Source organism: Streptococcus sp. 2018162 (assembly GCF_019754175.1).
Lineage (GTDB): Bacteria > Bacillota > Bacilli > Lactobacillales > Streptococcaceae > Streptococcus > Streptococcus hashimotonensis.
In genome coordinates, this window is the sequence record NZ_JAIJZP010000001.1 from 367,702 (window position 1) to 386,815 (window position 19,114).

General features: G+C 41.1%; 22 protein-coding genes and 1 riboswitch. Of the genes, 18 read left to right on the top strand and 4 right to left on the bottom strand.

What is annotated here, in order from left to right; genetic code table 11:
• The first annotated feature begins 317 nt into the window (after window positions 1-317).
• The 4 genes from K5Q22_RS01740 to K5Q22_RS01755 all read left to right on the top strand — a co-directional run bounded on the left by K5Q22_RS01740 (window position 318) and on the right by K5Q22_RS01755 (window position 4,575).
• Window positions 318-2,093 (top strand): oligopeptide ABC transporter substrate-binding protein, encoded by a 1,776-nt coding sequence (locus K5Q22_RS01740; protein ID WP_205013307.1) that lies wholly within the window; start codon window positions 318-320, stop codon window positions 2,091-2,093.
• Between the two features lie 376 nt (window positions 2,094-2,469).
• Window positions 2,470-3,015: a tRNA (cytidine(34)-2'-O)-methyltransferase gene (locus K5Q22_RS01745; protein ID WP_044764268.1), complete on the top strand. Its 546-nt coding sequence runs from the start codon at window positions 2,470-2,472 to the stop codon at window positions 3,013-3,015.
• Between the two features lie 49 nt (window positions 3,016-3,064).
• Window positions 3,065-3,280: riboswitch (FMN riboswitch) on the top strand.
• A 59-nt stretch (window positions 3,281-3,339) separates the two neighbouring features.
• Complete coding sequence (locus K5Q22_RS01750; RefSeq protein ID WP_024384582.1) at window positions 3,340-3,897, top strand: ECF transporter S component; 558 nt, start codon at window positions 3,340-3,342, stop codon at window positions 3,895-3,897.
• 24 nt (window positions 3,898-3,921) lie between these two features.
• A complete protein-coding gene (locus K5Q22_RS01755; RefSeq protein WP_099870528.1) occupies window positions 3,922-4,575 on the top strand; it encodes a phosphatase PAP2 family protein in 654 nt (217 codons plus the stop codon).
• Window positions 4,576-4,767: 192 nt separating this feature from the next.
• Here the strand turns inward: K5Q22_RS01755 and K5Q22_RS01760 are convergent, their stop codons facing one another.
• From K5Q22_RS01760 to K5Q22_RS01775, 4 genes are all read right to left on the bottom strand, one after another.
• Complete coding sequence (locus tag K5Q22_RS01760; protein WP_205013306.1) at window positions 4,768-6,567, bottom strand: acyltransferase family protein; 1,800 nt, start codon at window positions 6,565-6,567, stop codon at window positions 4,768-4,770.
• On the bottom strand, window positions 6,557-6,979 hold the full coding sequence (locus K5Q22_RS01765; RefSeq protein ID WP_012027608.1) for a membrane protein: 423 nt from the start codon (window positions 6,977-6,979) through the stop codon (window positions 6,557-6,559). The genes K5Q22_RS01760 and K5Q22_RS01765 overlap by 11 nt, the downstream gene beginning before the upstream one ends.
• 131 nt (window positions 6,980-7,110) lie before the next feature.
• Window positions 7,111-7,545, bottom strand: a complete 435-nt coding sequence (locus K5Q22_RS01770; protein ID WP_205013305.1) for a low molecular weight protein-tyrosine-phosphatase — start codon at window positions 7,543-7,545, stop codon at window positions 7,111-7,113.
• Between the two features lie 169 nt (window positions 7,546-7,714).
• Window positions 7,715-7,927, bottom strand: coding sequence for a CsbD family protein (locus K5Q22_RS01775; protein WP_002942806.1), 213 nt, complete (start codon window positions 7,925-7,927; stop codon window positions 7,715-7,717).
• A gap of 204 nt (window positions 7,928-8,131) precedes the next feature.
• Between K5Q22_RS01775 and K5Q22_RS01780 the strand changes: the two genes are divergently transcribed.
• From K5Q22_RS01780 to K5Q22_RS01845, 14 genes are all read left to right on the top strand, one after another.
• Window positions 8,132-8,650: a DNA starvation/stationary phase protection protein gene (locus K5Q22_RS01780; protein WP_205013304.1), complete on the top strand. Its 519-nt coding sequence runs from the start codon at window positions 8,132-8,134 to the stop codon at window positions 8,648-8,650.
• 304 nt (window positions 8,651-8,954) lie between these two features.
• Window positions 8,955-9,833 (top strand): ABC transporter ATP-binding protein, encoded by an 879-nt coding sequence (locus K5Q22_RS01785; protein ID WP_205013303.1) that lies wholly within the window; start codon window positions 8,955-8,957, stop codon window positions 9,831-9,833.
• Complete coding sequence (locus K5Q22_RS01790; protein WP_205013302.1) at window positions 9,830-10,561, top strand: ABC transporter permease; 732 nt, start codon at window positions 9,830-9,832, stop codon at window positions 10,559-10,561. Before K5Q22_RS01785 ends, K5Q22_RS01790 begins: the two co-directional genes overlap by 4 nt.
• An 8-nt stretch (window positions 10,562-10,569) precedes the next feature.
• On the top strand, window positions 10,570-11,664 hold the full coding sequence (locus K5Q22_RS01795; protein ID WP_205013301.1) for a sensor histidine kinase: 1,095 nt from the start codon (window positions 10,570-10,572) through the stop codon (window positions 11,662-11,664).
• Window positions 11,661-12,260 (top strand): response regulator transcription factor, encoded by a 600-nt coding sequence (locus tag K5Q22_RS01800; protein ID WP_205013300.1) that lies wholly within the window; start codon window positions 11,661-11,663, stop codon window positions 12,258-12,260. The genes K5Q22_RS01795 and K5Q22_RS01800 overlap by 4 nt, the downstream gene beginning before the upstream one ends.
• A 104-nt stretch (window positions 12,261-12,364) precedes the next feature.
• Window positions 12,365-12,583, top strand: coding sequence for a YqgQ family protein (locus K5Q22_RS01805; RefSeq protein WP_004194736.1), 219 nt, complete (start codon window positions 12,365-12,367; stop codon window positions 12,581-12,583).
• Complete coding sequence (locus tag K5Q22_RS01810) at window positions 12,583-12,969, top strand: rhodanese-like domain-containing protein (RefSeq protein ID WP_004194735.1); 387 nt, start codon at window positions 12,583-12,585, stop codon at window positions 12,967-12,969. Before K5Q22_RS01805 ends, K5Q22_RS01810 begins: the two co-directional genes overlap by 1 nt.
• A gap of 56 nt (window positions 12,970-13,025) precedes the next feature.
• The gene (locus tag K5Q22_RS01815) at window positions 13,026-13,748 is read left to right on the top strand and encodes a serine protease (RefSeq protein ID WP_205013299.1); all 723 of its coding nucleotides are present in this window, start codon (window positions 13,026-13,028) and stop codon (window positions 13,746-13,748) included.
• 307 nt (window positions 13,749-14,055) lie between these two features.
• A complete protein-coding gene (gene rsmD / locus K5Q22_RS01820) occupies window positions 14,056-14,595 on the top strand; it encodes a 16S rRNA (guanine(966)-N(2))-methyltransferase RsmD (RefSeq protein WP_014638485.1) in 540 nt (179 codons plus the stop codon).
• Window positions 14,585-15,073 (top strand): pantetheine-phosphate adenylyltransferase, encoded by a 489-nt coding sequence (gene coaD / locus K5Q22_RS01825; protein ID WP_002939048.1) that lies wholly within the window; start codon window positions 14,585-14,587, stop codon window positions 15,071-15,073. Before rsmD ends, coaD begins: the two co-directional genes overlap by 11 nt.
• Window positions 15,060-16,109, top strand: a complete 1,050-nt coding sequence (locus K5Q22_RS01830) for a SepM family pheromone-processing serine protease (RefSeq protein WP_014638484.1) — start codon at window positions 15,060-15,062, stop codon at window positions 16,107-16,109. The genes coaD and K5Q22_RS01830 overlap by 14 nt, the downstream gene beginning before the upstream one ends.
• A 187-nt stretch (window positions 16,110-16,296) precedes the next feature.
• Complete coding sequence (locus tag K5Q22_RS01835) at window positions 16,297-16,938, top strand: YutD-like domain-containing protein (protein ID WP_024399656.1); 642 nt, start codon at window positions 16,297-16,299, stop codon at window positions 16,936-16,938.
• Window positions 16,939-16,946: 8 nt separating this feature from the next.
• Window positions 16,947-18,059, top strand: coding sequence for a 23S rRNA (adenine(2503)-C(2))-methyltransferase RlmN (rlmN, locus tag K5Q22_RS01840; RefSeq protein WP_024406668.1), 1,113 nt, complete (start codon window positions 16,947-16,949; stop codon window positions 18,057-18,059).
• Window positions 18,056-18,574, top strand: a complete 519-nt coding sequence (locus tag K5Q22_RS01845) for a VanZ family protein (RefSeq protein ID WP_205013298.1) — start codon at window positions 18,056-18,058, stop codon at window positions 18,572-18,574. Before rlmN ends, K5Q22_RS01845 begins: the two co-directional genes overlap by 4 nt.
• Window positions 18,575-19,114 lie beyond the last annotated feature (540 nt).

Here is a 19,114-nt window from a genome sequence, read left to right on the forward strand (position 1 = left end):
TACTAGGTAGCAATCGTGAAGTACAGTCTGCCATTTAACAAAGTAATCAAAGATAAACCAAATGACTCTCCTTTTTGTTACAAACAAGACTATACTATACTTATCCGAGTTCATTGAGTCTTGGGCTTGGTGGACTATCATTAAAAACTAAGAAGCAGTAGGGATGAGGGGAGTTCGCCTTGACCTTCATACCTTATCATTTTTAGTTAGAATGGAAGAAAGTGAGAGTACTCAAAGGCGAATATTCTTGGTAAGATAGTTGCATATTTATGCTAAATCGTGCTATACTATTCAAAATAAATAAATGGGGTAGAGATATGAAAAGAATGAAAAACATCGCTTTAACTGGTATCGGTCTGCTTTCTATTGCAGCGTTAACAGCTTGTCAAACTAAAGAAAAGACGAGCGATGTTGCTCTGACATTTAACTCAGAAGTGACAAACGAAGGACAAACTATTGAAGGCGGGAGTCTCAAATATGCCTTGGTAGCTTCGGCACCTTCGACCGGTATCTTAATTGATGAATTATCGCAAACGGCGGTAGACTCAACCTTTGCAGACATGGTTGATATTTCTATGTTTGGATATGATGCAGCTCGTAAGTTAGACGATTCAGGCCTTGCTAAGGCAGAGTTTGATGTAGACGCAAAGACAGTTACCGTTAGTTTGACAGGCAAGGACTATAAGTGGTCCGATGGGGAAGCCTTCACCATCGATGATTATATTTTCACAATCGAACAACTAGCTAGTCCAGACTATACAGGGGTTCGTGCAGACACTACCTATACAAATATAGTTGGCTTTGAAGAATTTCAGGCTGGAACAGCAAGTGAAATTTCAGGTGTTAAGAAAGTTGATGACTATACGGTAGTTCTCTCAGTGAAAGACATGTCTCCATCCATGATGTATGCTGGTGGGGGAGTACCTTATTTAGTCATGCCGAAACACATTTTTAAAGATATTGCAGTCAAAGACTGGGAATCAAGTGAGTATTCTCGTACGGCAAAAGTTGTCGGTATGGGCCCTTATAAGGTCAAGGAAATTGTCAATGGCGAGTCGGTGACCTATGTACCAAATGAGTACTACTTTAAAGGGAAAGTTAAGCTAGATAGTTACAGGATTGATATTGTTTCACCAGATACGATTGTTGCAGAAATGAGAGCAGGCAATTATGATATTGCTGATATGCCAACAGACCAGTACGAATCTTACAAGGACTTATCAAATATTACTTTGCTAGGTAGTCTGGATGGTATTTACAATTATATTGGCTTCAATCTTGGTAAGTACGATGAGACCAGCGGTAAAAATGTGACCAATCCTAATGCTAAGATGAATAATGTTAAATTGCGTCAAGCAATGGGATATGCGTTGGACAATGCGGTGATTGGAGAGAAATTATATAACGGCTTGTATCACCCGACAAACTCACTAATTATCTCTTTCTTTGGAGATGTTCACGATTCAGAACTAGCTGGCTATAGTTATGATCCTGAAAAGGCTAAGAAACTTCTCGATGAGGCAGGATATAAAGACGTTGATGGAGATGGTATGCGTGAAGATGCTGATGGAAAACCACTTACCATCAGTGTTGCAGCACAGAAATCAACCGAAACGCAAGAAACCATGGTACAACAATACCTTACATGGTGGAAAGAAATTGGTTTGAATGTGGAACTCTATACAGGAAGAACCATTGAGTACAATACTTTCTATGAATCAATTGCTGCCAATGATGAGGGGATTGATGTCTATCTTGCTGCTTGGATTGCCGGCCTAGATCCAGACCCAACATCATTGTGGGGACCTGAAGCGATGTACAACTATACTCGCTTCGTTTCAGATGAAAACACAGCACTTTTAAATAAAATTACCTCTGCTGAGTCATTTGACGAACAGAAAAATATTGAAAACTACAAAGCTTGGCAAGAATATGCCTTCGAGCAAGCCTTTGCAATTCCAACCTTTGAACGTGAAAGTATTACTGCCGTTAACAAACGCGTTAAATATTACGACGTTTATATCGGTTCGGACAGCAAATCAGGCCATGAAAATCTTGAGTTGACTGCGGAAAAAGGGATTGCAGCAGAATAAATGTAAGAAAGGAGAGTTTATTTGCTCTCCTTTTTCATTTTCTATGAAAATTTGAAAAAAATGGGGCAAAACTCTTGATTTTCAGCCTTCTTTAAGCTACAATAGTATCACGATTTCATTGATTTAACTCAAACCTGTTGTGAGTTAAGTGAATGAATCATCATTCACCATGCTGTTTGCTGAGCTTGACTCCGGGCAGTGTGGCTATTTTTTTGTCTTTCTTGCCATAGGAGACAGTCGAGTCTTTTTACTCAATGAAAATCAAAAAAAGAAACTAGAAAACAAGCATGGTATACGGCAAAATGAAGCTGACATGGTTTGGATTTGATTTTCGAAGGGTATTCGTATTTAGTGAAATGTCACCAGAGAGGTCCTTATGAATATTGAAACATTAGAGTATATAGAAGAAACAGCCAAAAACCACATTGTCTTATTTGAACCACAGATTCCACAGAATACAGGCAATATTGCTCGAACTTGTGCTGCAACCAATAGTCCTCTCCATATCATTAAGCCTATGGGATTTCCAATTGATGACCGTAAGATGAAACGTGCAGGACTAGATTATTGGGATAAGTTAGATGTTCGCTTCTATGACAATTTAGCAGAATTTATGGATTATGCCAGCAAACAAGGACGTGTTCACTTAGTATCTAAATTTGCTGATAAAACCTATTCGGATGAAGACTATAGTGATGGGAACATTCATTATTTCTTATTTGGCCGTGAAGATAAGGGCTTGCCAGAAGATTTTATGCGTGAACATCCAGAGAAGGCTATCCGTATTCCAATGAATGATGAACATGTGCGTAGTCTTAATGTCTCTAATACAGCGTGTATGATTGTATATGAGGCTCTTCGGCAGCAACAGTTTGCTGGTCTAGATTTGGTTCACACCTATGAGGGGGACAAGTTAAAATAGTGAAAACTTACCAAGCTCTTGCAAATGCAAGGCTTTTTTGGTATGATGAAATAGTCTTCAGGGCAGGGTGAAATTCCCGACCGGCAGTGTAAAACGTGGCTATCTTATTTTAAGACTAGGCAGCGAATCGAAGACCATACTGAATGTATGTCGAGATGAGCTAAGGCAGTATTAGAACAAAATAGTCCGTTGGTAGTCTGCGAGCGAAAGCTGATGTGGTGCAATTCCACAACCGACAGTAAAGTCTGGATGGGAGAAGACGAAGTGGAGGCTTTTTGCCTGCTCTTCCACGCTTCTTCAATTTTCAAAAATTGGAGGAACCTTATGACAAACACACGCAAAATGACGATTATCGCCATTCTCTCAGCAGTATCCTTTCTGCTCATGTACTTGAAATTTCCGCTGATTCCAACAGCCAGTTTCTTGGAAGTGGATTTTTCTCTCGTACCGATTTTATTTGGTCTGCTTATTCTAGATATGAAGTCTAGTTTTGCTATCCTTTTGGTACGAACTTTTCTCAAACTGATTTTAAATAATCAGGGACCATCGACAATTATTGGCTTACCGATGAATATTGCAGCTATGTCAGTTTTCATTTTAGCAGTAGCTTATTTCTGGAAAAATGACCAAGCGATAAAAAATTATTTAAAAGCAGCCTCTGTTGCAACAATTGGTTCGACAGCAGTGATGCTGGTATTAAATTACGTTTATGCGGTGCCTGTCTATGCAGCCTTTGCAAATTTTGATATTAAAGAAATCTTGGGTCTGACTAACTATCTTTTGATGATGGTGCTTCCTTTTAATCTTTTACAAGGGATTGTGCTTTCAGCAATATTTTATATCTGTTACAAAGCAGCCCAACCTATTTTAAAGAAAGTTTAACCTTTATAAGGTAAACTATATTGTATGAAGAATAAACAAATCCATTTACGAAACGCATCTTTTTTTGCTCTGGCCTTTGTGATCTTGGGCTATGTAGTAAAATTTTATCCTGCTACCCTAGCAGGTTTTGACTCGACTGTCCAGTCTGCCATTCGTGGAAATTTACCAAGTGGAGCCAGTCAATTTTGGACCTCTATTACTGTTTTAGGAAATACGGTTATTATTTTAGCTATTACCTTGGTTCTAGCTGCTATCTTTTACTACTATAAAAAATGGAAGATAGAAGCTTATTTCCTACTTGCTAGTTTTGCGGCGATGGGTGTGGCATCCACAGCCCTGAAATATGTCTACCAACGTCCGCGTCCAAGTATTGAATGGTTGATTGATACCATCGGTTATTCATTTCCTAGCTGGCATACTGCATCAACTATGATGATTGCAGGAGCAGTTGTTATTATTGTTCACCAGAGGATGAAGAAAGGCATAGCTAGATTGGTGCTACAAGCCGTGTTGATTCTACTTGCTGTCCTGGTAGCTGTATCCCGTATCTATATTGGGGTTCACTATCCGACAGATATTATCGGCGGTTGGCTACTTGCCGTCACTCTTTTACAAATGATGTATCCATTTTACGATCAGAAACGCTTTGAATGGCGTTTCCAAAGTAAGCAAAAATAGTCAATTTGACACCAACTCCTACTGTAAAAGGTAGGAGTTTTAATTTGCCGTCTTTTGTAGAAGTGGCTTATTTCGCAGATTTATTGAGACTGAGCTCAGGCACAGCGCCATTTCTTAGAGTTCGCGCTGGACTTATCGGAAAATAGTGCAAAAATCCTCCGAGAAATTCTCAGAGGATGATGATGTATAAATCTAGTTTTTGATTGGGCCATCAGCAACGGCTTCAACAGCATTTTTTATCGTTTGGGCGAAGACTTCGCCTCCATTACTTTCAAGATTGAAATGAACAAGGTCGGTATTGTACCAAATTGGTGGATTATCCTTTGCAACTTGATACCAGTCTGCAATGGAAATGTAATCATATTTTTCAGCCAATTCTTTCTCGTATTGACCGGTTTGATAAGAAATGGATTCGCTTGGAGTGAAGTTTCCATCGTAAGGAGTGACAAAAATAAGGCGACGTCCTTTAGGAAAATCTTTGACTAGCTGGTCTAGTAGTTCCTGATAATTATCCGTAGTATTTGTACCTAGGGCTACAACTACAGTCTCTTTCAAGCTATTATTTTGCTTATAAAGATTTATCAATTTAGCAATTTCAGAGAGATTTCGGCTGACAGTTCCATCGATCTGTGCATCTGGTAGCGCGGTCTGTATGGCAGCACTTGCGCGAACAGTAACAGAATCGCCAAAGATGATAACTCCTTTTTGAATTTCAAAACTAGTAGCTTTAGCGTTTTCAGCAGCAGATCGTGTTGTATTTAGTTGGGTCTGAGCTTGATAAAGATTGCTAACCATACTCTCTTGTTCAAAACTTCCTAATTTTGGTGCAAACAGACAGATACCTAAGCCAACTATGGTCAAGCAAGCAAAGCTGCTAAGAAGCCATTTTTTATAGGGTTTTAAGTCTATTGCTAATCCAAACAAGCTTCCTACTTTACCAGCAATATATGGTTCTAGAATATAGAAGGAAATAGTTGATAGGATAGTAGAAAAAACAAAGGATAATCCCGCAGCGATAGTGGCATTTGTCAGTTGTGTAAAGATAATGAGCAAGGGCCAATGGAAGAGGTAGATACCATAAGAAATACTTTCAAAGAAGAGGATAATTGCAGGTTCTTTGACATCTTCGGTTTTCTCGTGAAGTACCCGAGCAGCAAAAATCATAGTTGCTGTAGCTAAACTGGATAGAAGAAAACCAATTAGATAGGTCCAGATGGAACTGAATTGAAGAGTAAAGAGAAGAAGAAGTTCTACTCCTAGTCCTCCAAGAAACAGACCTATAGCTTGTTTGATAGTCAATGTATTCACTTGTTGCTGGAAGGCAGTTGTTGTATTTCCGATACCAGCGATGGTTGCGAGAATGCTTCCGAGGAAGAATGGGAAGGTATGTGTGAAGCTCGAGTAGTAAATGGTTGAGAAATTATCCACAAAGAAACTTGAGATAGACATTGCTAAAAAACTTAGCGAGAAGAGGCTTATAGATGTTAGAAAAATTGATCCACGTAGTTTCCCCACACTTTTTGAGATGCGAGTCAGATACCAAACTAAACCAGCCCAGACAAGGTAATACTGAACTTCTATGGCTAGTGTCCAAGTATGCACAAATAGATGAGGTGAAAATTGATTCTCGTAACTACCACCTGATAGAATTTCAAAGAAGTTTGTCATGAATCCGAGCGCAGCGGCTATCTGATTGCCGATATTGGCAATGAAATCATTGCGGACAAGCAGAGCAAGTGGAAGAACCAAAAGAATCGTTAAAACCAGAGGGGGGAGAATCCGATAGAACCTTCTTCTGAAAAAGCTGACAATATCTATTTTTTTATGTTTTGCAAACTCATCAATCAAAAGGGCGGTTGTCAAATATCCAGACAGGGTAAAGAAGAGGTCAACCCCCACAAAGCCACCTGGGAAATATTTGATAAAGAAATGATAGAGTAGGACAAAGACTAATCCAATCACACGTATAACGGATAACCATTTAATTTTCATATTGATAAATCCCCTGTTTAAAAGTTCCTTCGTAGGTGGCTTGTCCTTCGGTGGTCAATTTTCCTTTTCCATCGGCGTAGCCATTTTTAAATTGCCCGGTATAAACCCACCCACTTGCAGATGTGTAGGTTCCTTGACCGTGGAAAATTCCATTTGTAAATTGTCCTTCGTAGACATCTCCATTATCAAAGGTCAATTTTCCTTGACCATTCATTTTATTTGCAACCACATAACCGTTGTACTGTAGGGCGCCATTATTGAAAGTCATGGCTTGCTTGCTGGCAATTCGTCCTGTAAATACAGAGAGGGCACAGATGAGGATGATAATAAGGGAGAGGATTTCAAGTTTTGGACGGGTGAAATGACTTGTTATATCATGCCATTTTATACTAGGTAATTTGAACTCTTTCATTGTTTTACTCTTTCATAGGATTTGACCGACGCTAATCAGTTCTTTCTAGGATACAGTAAGAAATTATCAGTTCAGTCAGAAATAGTTTACCATTTTTTTACAAATATTACAAAAATATTACATAAAAAATCTTATTCTTGGTCAAATGACTGTAACCTGTCCAACCAGTCTTGGCAACCTTTCTTTACCATTTCGTAGGTTTCGTCAAAATCTCCAGTATACCAAGGGTCTGGTACGGATTTTTCTGCGAATTGAAAAATCTTATTTTGGGCATGTGCTGGTGCCATTTTCTGTAAATCTCGGACATTATTGCTGTCCATACCAATGATGACATCAAATTCCTCAAAGTCTGCTTGAGAGATTTGTTGAGAGGTTTTGGTCTGGTCATAGGGAATATTGTGCTTTTGGAAAATTTTCTGAGTTCCAGGGTAGATAGGATTACCATGTTCCCAGTTTGAAGTAGCACGGCTTTCAATATGAAATTGATTTGTCAAATCTTTCATGACAAATTCAGCCATAGGGCTACGACAAATATTTCCAAGACAGACAAAAACGATTTTTTTCATAGATTCTCCTTTCGTGGCATACGAAAAGAGAGGGCAGACTGGACAGGTAAATGCCTGAGTTCCCCTCTCTTGCATATTTTTGTTCGGGCTACAGGTAAAAGACCAAATTGAGTGTAATGTTCATTATCAAACAGTGCACGAGCAATCCTACCTATATTGAACTCTTTGTTTATTTCTCTTCTTTGTCGAAAGCATTTTTGATGCCGTTAATGGCACCTTCAAGCCCATCTTTTGCATCTTCGACTAGCTCTTTTGCTTTGCCAATTCCTTTCTCAACAAGTCCTTCAACTTCGATTTCCTTGTCGCCGGTCAGCTTACCAATTACCTCTTTTGCAGAGCCAGATAGCTGTTCTAGTTTTGCGTCAAATTTTTCTTCTGACATAAAATCCCTCCTTGGTATACACATATGGGGGCGATGACTTTCTAAAAAGAAAATCACATACTATTCTTACTTACTAGTCTAACGTATATAATTTAATATAGCAAGGAATTTGTCTGTCAATAGGTCAGAGGAGGATGAGGGATAATTCTTGCAATTTTTTCTTTTTTTATTTATAATAACTATAAATAAAAGAAAGGGTGATATATGATGAAACAAAAATATTATCAATCTCCAGCAGAAATTGCGTCTTTCAGCCCGCGTCCATCACTGGCTGATTCTAAGGCTATTTTGAATCAAGCGGTGGCCGATTTATCAGTAGCCCATTCTATCCTCCATCAAGTTCATTGGTATATGCGTGGTCGTGGCTTTATGATTTGGCATCCAAAGATGGATGAATATATGGAAGAAATTGATGGCTATTTGGATGAGATGAGTGAGCGTTTAATCACCTTAGGTGGGGCACCATTTTCTACCCTCAAAGAGTTTAGTGAAAATAGTCAGCTCAAGGAAGTTCCTGGTGATTACACTGTAACGATTGAAGAGCAATTGGCGCGTGTGGTAGAGGTGTTCCGCTATCTGGCTGCTCTTTTCCAAAAGGGATTTGATGTCAGTGATGAAGAAGGTGACAGCGTAACCAACGACATTTTCAATGTGGCTAAGGCTAGTATTGAAAAACATATTTGGATGCTGCAGGCAGAACTTGGTCAAGCGCCTATGTTGTAAATAGATGAAGGGTCCACAGTAGGACTCTTTTTTGCTGCATTATTTTTTACTCTTCGAAAATCAACATTATCCGTTGTCAAGAGCCTTGATGAGTGAAAAGCTCTGGTGCAGCTTTTCAGCCTGTTACCTTGAAACAAGATAGTAACAGAGTTCTATCTTCGACCTCGTTTCCTAGGTACTTTTGATTTTCATTGAGTATAATATGACATTTGTCACATGTGTTCATGACAAAGGCTTCTAGCGGGGTCTCCTTTTTCGAGATATACTGTCTATGTAAGATGTTCAAGAAGTAGGAGGTAGCAAGATGATAGAAGTAGAAGCACTAGAAAAAATCATCAAAGGACGGACCATTCTGTCTGATATTTCTTTTGAGATACAGTCTGGGGAATGTGTGGCCTTGATTGGTCCCAATGGGGCTGGGAAAACAACGCTCATGTCCTGTTTGTTAGGCGATAGAAAGGCGACGAAAGGGCAGGTCTTGTTGGACGGTCTGGCCCCACAGGCTCGGTCGAATAAAGAAACAGTAGCAGTCTTACCTCAAGAAAATGCTATTCCAACGGACTTAAAGGTAAAGGAATTGCTCCGCTTTTTCCAAGCTATCTACAAGGATAGTTTGACAGATGTGGAAATCGACAGCCTGCTCCGCTTTTCCCCAGAGCAAAAAAATCAGCTGGCAGGCAAGCTATCAGGTGGTCAGAAGCGGCTTTTGGCCTTTGTCATTTGCCTGATTGGTAAGCCTAAGTTGCTCTTTTTGGACGAGCCGACGGCGGGCATGGATACGTCGACCCGTCAGCGTTTTTGGGAGATTGTCCATGACTTGAAGGAAAAGGGCGTGACCATTTTTTATACCAGCCACTACATCGAGGAAGTGGAGCATACGGCGGAGCGGCTTTTGGTCTTGCACCAGAGTAGGCTCTTGCGGGATACGACGCCATTTGCCATGCGGAGTGAGGAGCAGGAAAAAGAAGTAGCACTGCCAATCCGCTTTGCGACGGTGGTGGAGGGGCTAGATGCCATTGACGACATCAGCTATAAACAAGACACAGTCAGCTTCAAGACCCGTGCCATTGAGCAGGTTTGGGCTTGTTTGCAGGAAGCAGGTTGTCGGATTTCGGACCTAGAAGTGCAGAACAAAACCCTGCTCAACAGCTTATTTGACAAGACAAGGGAGGAAGAATCATGAAAGCATTGGTGCAAGTAGAAGCGGTCAAATTATCCAGAAGTTTGGGAGTTTTTCTCCTGTCTATCGGCATGCCTGTCATCTTTTTTCTGATTTTCTCATCAACGGTCCAGTTTGATGATGCGACCATGCAAAAGGCCTTTATCCAGTCCTATATGCTGACCATGACAGGTTTTTCCATGTCGGGCTTTGCCCTCTTTACCTTTCCTATGATGCTGGCTGAGGATCGAAACAATAGCTGGTTGACCTTTATCCAGCATTCTCCCCTTCCAATCTGGCAATATTATCTGTCCAAACTGGTGCGGGTCTTGCTCTGCTTTGTGTCTTCTATTGCCATTGTCTTTGCGGTCGGAGGCTTGGTCAAGGGAGTTGAGATGACAGCTCAAGAATGGGTGATTTCGGCCCTCTTGCTTTTAGTAACTTCTATCGTATTTCTAGCCATTGGCTTGCTTTTGGTGCAAATCCAGTCGGAACAAACCATGTCGGTGGTAGCCAACTTGCTCTACTTTGTTCTGGCTATCATGGGTGGATCTTGGATGCCTGTCTCCCTCTTTCCTGACTGGGTACAGCGAATTTGCAAACTTATGCCCAGCTACCATGTCAATCAGCTGGTGACCACCTATGCCCAAGAGGGAGTTTTTCTCTGGAAATCCTTGCTAATTGTCCTAGGATATGCCATAATTTTCTTAGGAATTGCTCTGGCTATTCATAGAAAATCTGAACAGCAGTGAGGTGACCCATGATTTTTGAAAAAAGAAAGATACCACTCATGTTCTTCGTGGGCATGGTCTTTCTCTATTTTCCACTTTATTACGCCCAGTATAGTCCAAATCCGACGGCGGTTATTCTAGCAACCATTCTCTTTGCCCTGGTCTATTGTTCTCTCTTTTACACCGACCACAAGTTCTATTCCATGCTGGGCTGGTTTTACCTGATTGGCTATATAGCCGTCATGAGTTTTTGGGGCAATCTGCAATTTTCACTCTTCATCTTCAACCTATCCAATATGCTGAGCTGGTATTATAAGGAAACTCGGCCGACCTATCGAACGGTGTCCTATGGGATTTTGTTGCTGGCCATTATCCTCTGGGCTCTTTTTGGACCTGTCCCCTTTGAGATGCGGGCCTTTGCACTCATCATTCACTTTTTCGGCCTGGCCTTGCTGATTTTCAGTTGGATTGAAACCAAGCGGGAAGCTCTCCAGCAACGGATTCAGGAGCAAAATGCTTCCATTAACCTCCTGCTTGCTGAGAACGAACGCAACCGCATCGGTCAAGACTTACACGATACCCTTGGGCATGTCTTTGCTATGCTGTCCATCAAGGCAGAGCTGGTCAAGACCCTTTTGGACCACGACCAGATAGATCAGGCCAAGAAGGAAGTGCAGGAGCTCCAGACCTTAGCCAAGGACTCCATGCAGGATGTCCGCCAGATTGTCCAGTCCCTCAAGCAGCATACCGTGGCAGAGGAACTCCAGATTTTGCAGCAGATGTTGGATTTAGCAGGAGTGGATTTGGTTGTTTTGGGTGGGGAAATAGCAGAGCAGCTCAGCTTGCCTGTCCAGAACAAACTGGCCATGGTGCTGAGAGAGTTGGGCAATAACCTGCTCAAACATAGCCAGGCCAGCAAGTGCCGTTTGATATTTGAAGAAGACCAGCAAGAATTAGTCTTGCACTACGAAGACAATGGTGTAGGCTTTGCCCAGTTAACCGGTCAAGAATTGCATACCATAAAGGATAGACTGGTGACAGTGCAGGGGAGTTTGGAATTTCTTTCTCTGGTACAGCCCACCCGCCTGTCCATACGAATTCCGCTTGAGGAGGTGGTAGAATGAGAATCTTAGTCGCAGAAGACCAGGCCATGCTGCGGGACGCCCTCTGTCAGCTCTTGGCCTTTCAAGATGCGGTTGAGGCTGTTTTACAGGCAGAAAATGGTAGTCAGGCCCTTGTTCTTTTGGAAAAAGAGCAAGTAGATGTGTTACTCTTAGATATTGAAATGCCTGAGAAGACGGGGCTGGATGTCCTGGAATGGGTGCGTGAGAAATCCCTGCCCGTCAAGGTTGTCATCATGACTACCTTCAAGCGACCAGGCTATTTTGAGCGAGCGGTCAAGGCTGATGTAGATGCCTATGTGCTCAAAGAGCGCTCCATTTCGGACCTTATGCGGACCATTGAAACGGTCTTGGCGGGTCGAAAGGAGTACTCGCCAGAGCTAATGGATATTCTCCTGACCCAACGCAGTCCCTTGACGGAACAAGAATGTCACCTACTTAAATTGGTGGCGAATGGATTGTCCAATAAGGAAATCGCCAGCCAGCTCTATCTGTCTGACGGGACGGTCCGCAACTACATGACCTCTATCTTGGCCAAGCTGGGAGCTGAAAACCGCACGGCTGCTGTTAAGGTGGCACAGGAAAAGGGTTGGTTATGAAATTGTAAAGGATTGGTGATTTATCCAATCCTTTTTAAGCATTTCATAAATTTCAACTGATTTTTTATATTGAAAAACACCTAAAATTCTGCTACAATTTTTTTATGAAAAGACTTTATGATGTACAACAATTACTCAAACGGTTTGGTATAATTGTCTATATGGGCAACCGTCTCTACGATATTGAAATGATGCAGATAGAATTAAATAGAATCTATCAGGCAGGTGTCTTAGATCGGTTGGAATATATGGAAGCAGAGCTTGTTTTGAGGCGTGAACATCGTTTGGAATTAGAGTATCAGAAATCAAGGGAGAATGAGTGATGGAAACATTTTGGGTATTTTTAGTATTTTTGGCAGTATTGGGAGCCTGGATGGGTTTTAATTACTGGAGATTGCGCCGTGCGGCAACGGTGATTGATAATGCAGAATTTGCAGAAAAGATACACGGAGGTCAGTTGATTGACCTGCGAGACCCGAGTGAGTTTAATCGTAAGCATATCTTAGGTGCGAGAAATATTCCTTACCAGCAATTACGCCAGTCTACAGCTGCTTTGCGTAAGGACAGACCTGTCTTGATCTATGAGAATGATCGTGGTCAGTTGGTAACGCCTGCAGCCCTTCATCTGAAGAAACAGGGCTTTAACGAAATCTATATTTTAAGCTATGGTCTAAATGGATGGAATGGTAAGGTAAAAACGACTAAGTAACATTGTCAGTAGGCTAGAGTATTTTCTTATGCAATAAGACGGATAAGGGCAAAAATATGGAAAAGAAATTTGAAAAGTTGTCATTGGCAGAAATTGGCATTATTTCTTTTATGGGACTTATTTTATTGATTAGCTTAGGCGCTAGTTGGTATAAAAATGCTCAAAGCGAAACAAGTGATACAAAGACAGTACAGCAAGTGCCCAATCAGAAAAAAACGGTTGATACAGTATTTCAGGATGCTGAGAATGCTGTCATTGTATTAGAAGGAACACATACTGAAGAGAAACTTGCAGAGGCACAATCTGCAGTAAACAAGGTTACGGATGCGACTAAAAAAGCAGCATTACAGAAACGGATTGACCAAGTAAAAGAGCTAGTGGGACAGCAGACAGATGCTCAAACACAGGCTAAGCTAAAAGCGGAGTTGGTCAGGGCGGAAGCAGCCCAAAAAGTAGCTGATGAGAAAAAGGTATCTGAAACAGGGACCAGTCAGTCAACGGACCTTGCTGAAGCTAGTGAGACCTCACAAGAATCTTATGTAGTACCTAATCAAAATATATATGGAAACCAAAGTGTGAGTTCAACAAGCCAGTATACAAGCAGCGTGGCGTCAACTAGTACAAGTACTTCAGTCCCTCCGACTAGTGAAGGAGCACCTGTGGTAGAAACTCCAACAGTTTCTGAAGCCCCGGCGGAAACGACAGATTCAACAACTAGCCTGGTTGAGTCAGTGGAAACAGTTCCAACAGCTGACGAGAGTTCACCAGATAATCCGTAGGCTTTTTAGCTACTGGTTCTTTATGGCGTATTAGCATACTGGAAAAAATAGCTATTTGTATTTCAACACTAATTTTTTCTTGTAACGATCTAGTTTAAATACATACGATAAGAGTGAGGAATTTCGCGTAAAACAGAATTTCCTTGCTTTTTATTTTTACCATTTTATTGAATAGCGCGAGAATGATTTCCTGCTATAGCGGTTGAGAGTGTATTTAGCAGAAGGTTGAAAAAGTTGGTGCAAAAAGGAAAGCAGGAAGTGCACTTGGTTTCAGCAACGAGCTTCATTTTTTGCTATAATATACCTTATGAGAATTGTATCGGGAAGCTATGGTGGAAGACCACTGAAAACGTTAGATGGAAAAACAACCAGACCGACATCGGATAAGGTCCGTGGAGCCATGTTTAATATGATTGGTCCCTATTTTGAGGGTGGTAGAGTTCTTGACTTGTACGCCGGCAGTGGTGGTTTATCTATCGAGGCTATATCTCGTGGCATGGAGTCAGCAGTTCTGGTTGAGCGAGATCGACGAGCACAAGCCATTATCCGTGAAAATATTGCAATGACTAAGGAAGCAGATAAATTTCAGCTTCTAGCAATGGAAGCTAGACAGGCTTTGAACAGTGTGGAAGGTCCTTTCGACCTGGTATTCTTGGACCCTCCTTATGCAGAGCAGGAAATTGAAGATGTGATAACAGAACTTTGTCGCCGTGACTTACTAGCAGATGATGTCATGGTAGTCTGCGAAACGGATAAGGCGGTCTCTCTTCCGGAAGAAATAGCAGAGCTGGGGATATGGAAAGAGAAACTCTACGGAATTAGTAAGGTAACAGTATATGTCAGATAAGATTGGATTGTTTACGGGCTCATTTGACCCCATTACCAATGGACACTTGGACTTAATTGAACGAGCGAGTGGACTATTTGATAAATTATATGTGGGAGTTTTTACCAATCCTAAAAAGGCAGGACTCTTGACGGGCTTGGAGAGAAAAGCCATTTTGGAGAAGCTTTTTGTAGGAATGGAGAATATCGAGGTCGTTCTGTCTGAAAATGAATTGGTAGTCGATGTAGCTAAGCGCTATGGAGTAACACATTTGGTCCGAGGATTGCGTAATGCGACCGATTTGGAATACGAGTCAAGTTTTGATTTTTACAATCGTCAGTTGGCGCCAGATTTGGAAACTATTTATTTAATCGCCAAGCCAGAGCTTAAGTTCGTATCATCCAGCCAGGTTCGAGAATTGCTGTATTTCAAACAGGACATAGGCCCTTATGTTCCAGAAATTGTTAGTGAGGAGATTAGAAAGAATGAAGAAAAATAGGAAGTTAACCCTAATTGCGTCTATTGTTTTAGGAACTCTTTTGATTTGGTTTGCCGTTTTTGTTCGTCTGCCTTATTATCTGGAAAGTCCAGGTGGAGCTGCCGATATTCGTCAGGTACTAACGGTGAACAATCAAATAGACCAAGAGGATGGCTCTTACAACTTCACCTATGTATCAGTCCAACAAGCTACAGCTTTACAACTATTTGCTGCTCAGTTTGATCCCTATACGACAGTTCGTTCCTCTGAAGAGATGACAGGAGGGGCCGACAATGAAGAGTATTTCCGTATAGCACAGTTTTACATGGAGACATCGCAAAATATGGCGAAGTACCAAGGTTTGACCTTGGCAGGAAAAGAAGTCAATCTTGATTTCTTTGGTGTCTATGTACTTGCCTTGGCGGATGATTCGACCTTTAAAAAAGTTCTTAATATTGCCGACACTGTTGTGAGTATCAATGGAAAAACATTTGAGTCTTCTCCTGATTTGATTAAATATGTGAGTGGCTTGGAACTAGGAAGTGATGTAACAGTTGGTTATATTAGCGCTGGTCAGGAGAAATCTGCGGACGGTAAGATTATCAAATTGTCTAATGGCAAAAACGGAATCGGCATCACTCTCGTAGATCATACAGAGGTTCAAAGTTCGATTCCGATTGATTTCCAAACGGGAGATATTGGTGGTCCAAGTGCTGGTCTGATGTTTACACTTGCCATCTATACTCAACTCGCAGAGCCTGACTTACGTGATGGTCGGATTATTGCTGGTACGGGGACTATCGAGCAGGATGGAAAAGTAGGTGACATTGGTGGTGCTGATAAGAAGGTTATTTCGGCAGCTAAGTCAGGTGCAAGTATCTTTTTCGTACCAAACAATCCAGTTGATGTGGAAGTTTTGAAGGAAGATCCAAAGGCTAAAACCAACTATGAAGAAGCTAAGGAAGCTGCGGAGAAAGCAGGATTGGATATTGAGGTAGTTCCTGTGAAAACGGTTCAAGAGGCTATTGATTATTTGAAGAAAACAAAGGGCGAGTAAATCGTCCTTTTTTGTTAGAGAATAATATTATAATTGTCAGAAATTTCTCCTAAATGGTAAAGTAGAAGAATTTCCAGATAAATCGTGTTATAATGATAAGGTTAAGTGTTAGAATTTAGATTCTGACCAGATAGATTATTAATCAAATGATTTTTACGTATGAAGATTTTATAAGATAGGAGGACAAATGAAAAAAGAAATTTCACCTGAAATGTATAACTATAATAAATACCCTGGTCCGAGTTTTGCTCGTGTCGGAGATAAGGTTGTATCTGAAAATATTGAATTGGACCTTTTGGAAGATTACAAGAATGCTTTTGACCAGACGATTTTTGGTCAACGTTTTTCACAACTCATGCTCAAGTTTGATTATATCGTGGGAGATTGGGGCAATGAGCAGCTGAGATTAAGGGGATTCTATACAGACGATAAAAATGTTAAATCAGACTTAAAAATCAGCCGCTTGGACGACTATTTGACGGAGTATTGTAATTTTGGTTGTGCTTATTTCGTCTTAGCCAATCCGAATCCACAAGACTTGCCTGCTGAGGAGGAGGATAGACCTCGTCGCAAGCGGAGTCGTTCTCGCAATCGCAACAGAAATCAGCAGCGGACGGAGCCTATTGCGCCAAAAGAAAACAAAAATAATCGCAATGACCGTCAGAAAAAAGGGAAGCAGCAGAACAAACAGTCGGAACAACGTCATTTTACTATGAAAAATGCTGGTGTTAAGGCGAGTCAAACGGAGCGTTCTCAAAAACGTGAGCGTAAGCAGAGCAAGCGTGAGATGAATGAAGTGAAGCGTAACTTTGTTATCCGCCAGAAATAGGGAGAAATATGAAACCATCAATTTATGCATTTAGTCAAGCCAATCTGGTTGATTGGATTTTAGAAAACGGAGAGAAGAAGTTCCGTGCCACTCAAATTTGGGAATGGCTTTACCGTTCTCGTGTTCAATCCTTTGCGGAAATGACCAACTTGCCAAAATCTTTGATTGAAAAGTTGGAAGAGAATTTTGTAGTTAACCCGCTCAAACAACGGATTGTACAGGAGTCTAAGGACGGCACTATCAAATACCTCTTTGAACTGCCAGATGGCATGTTGATTGAGACAGTTCTTATGCACCAGCACTATGGTCTTTCTGTCTGTGTAACGACACAAGTTGGCTGTAATATCGGCTGTACATTCTGTGCATCTGGATTGATTCCTAAGCAACGTGACTTGACTAGCGGTGAGATTGTGGCTCAGATTATGTTGGTACAAAAGTACTTGGATGAGCGCAATCAGAATGAGCGTGTTAGCCATATCGTTGTGATGGGGATTGGTGAGCCGCTTGATAACTACGATAATGTTATGACCTTCTTGCGAGTGGTTAATGACGACAAGGGCTTGGCAATTGGTGCCCGTCACATCACTGTTTCGACGTCAGGTTTAGCACCGAAAATTCGTGAGTTTGCACGTGAAGGTGTCCAAGTTAACTTGGCAGTATCTCTACATGCGCCAAATAATGACCTTCGTTCGAGCATTATGCGGATTAACCGCAAATTCCCTATAGAAGTTCTTTTTGAAGCAATCGAAGACTATATCAAAGTGACCAACCGCCGTGTGACTTTTGAGTATATTATGCTCAATGAGGTCAACGATGGAGTGGAACAGGCACAGGAATTGGCTGACTTGACCAAGAACATCCGTAAATTGTCTTATATCAACCTGATTCCTTATAACCCAGTTAGCGAACATGATCAGTACAGTCGTTCAACCAAGGAACGTACTCTTGCTTTCTTTGATGTTTTGAAGAAAAATGGTGTTAACTGTGTCGTTCGTCAGGAACATGGTACAGATATTGATGCTGCCTGTGGTCAATTGCGCTCCAATACGCTCAAGAAAGACCGTGAAAAAGCACGTGCTCGTATTGCAGCCGCAAAAGCAAAGGCAGGTATTCGAGCATGAGAAAATTCTTCCAAGCAGATGGAAACTTGACCAAGCTAGGAAGACAGATTTGTAAGATCTTAGCTGGAGCCTATGCTCTGGCTATTGTTTTACTTTGTTTTCTACCTCAGACTTGGTACCCACAGTATAAGGATTTCTCGACCCCAGGAATTATTCAAATCGGCTGTCTCTATCTTTTACCAACGCCTTTCAACAGCATCGTCAACGGGGACAAGGTAGATAGTTTGGCGGACCTAGGATGGATTTTCTTGCAAAACATCACTAATATTTTTCTACTTTTCCCTCTGATTTTTCTTCTTTTGTTTCTTAGGGAAGAATGGCGGAGCCTTCGAGCGGTGATTCGTTATAGTTTTTGTATCAGTCTTTTTATTGAATGCACACAATTACTACTGGATTTGCTGATTGATGCCCAACGCGTCTTTGAAATCGATGATTTATGGACCAATACAATGGGGGGAATACTAGCCTATTTTACCTATTCATTGATAAAGAGAGGGATAATCCTTTCCAAATAGGAGTCTTAGAACCTATCGTTACAGGTTCAGAATGTCCATCTAAAGCTATTGTTTAAGCTACACATCGTTATTTTTTTGAAATACAGTCAGTATTCCCTTAAAAATAACCTTGACTAGTTAAAACTATCTTTGATATAAGCGCTTCGCTCGTGAGTACAGTTTTTTAGAAAGTCACTTAAGCAGAGTGGCTTTTTGTTAGTTTTTAATGGATTCAGACAATGGAAACTGAATTTTCAAATTGTTTAGAAAATTTCTAAAAATTACTTGACCATTCCGATTTTGTAACGTATAATTACAAGTAATCAGAAAAAGTAATAAACACTTTGTCTTTAGAGAGTCTATGGTTGGTGTGAATAGATGATAGAGGTTTATGAAATGGGCTGATGCCAAACAAGCATTCGTATCCATTTTATGGATTGTCTGGTTTAGTAAAGCGAGTTTGGTTCGATGAATTCGAAACAATGAGAATTCGGTCCGCACCCCTTATCGTGCGCCTCCTTGTTAGAGGAGAAAAAGTTATGGACTTTTCTAGTCGAGTCC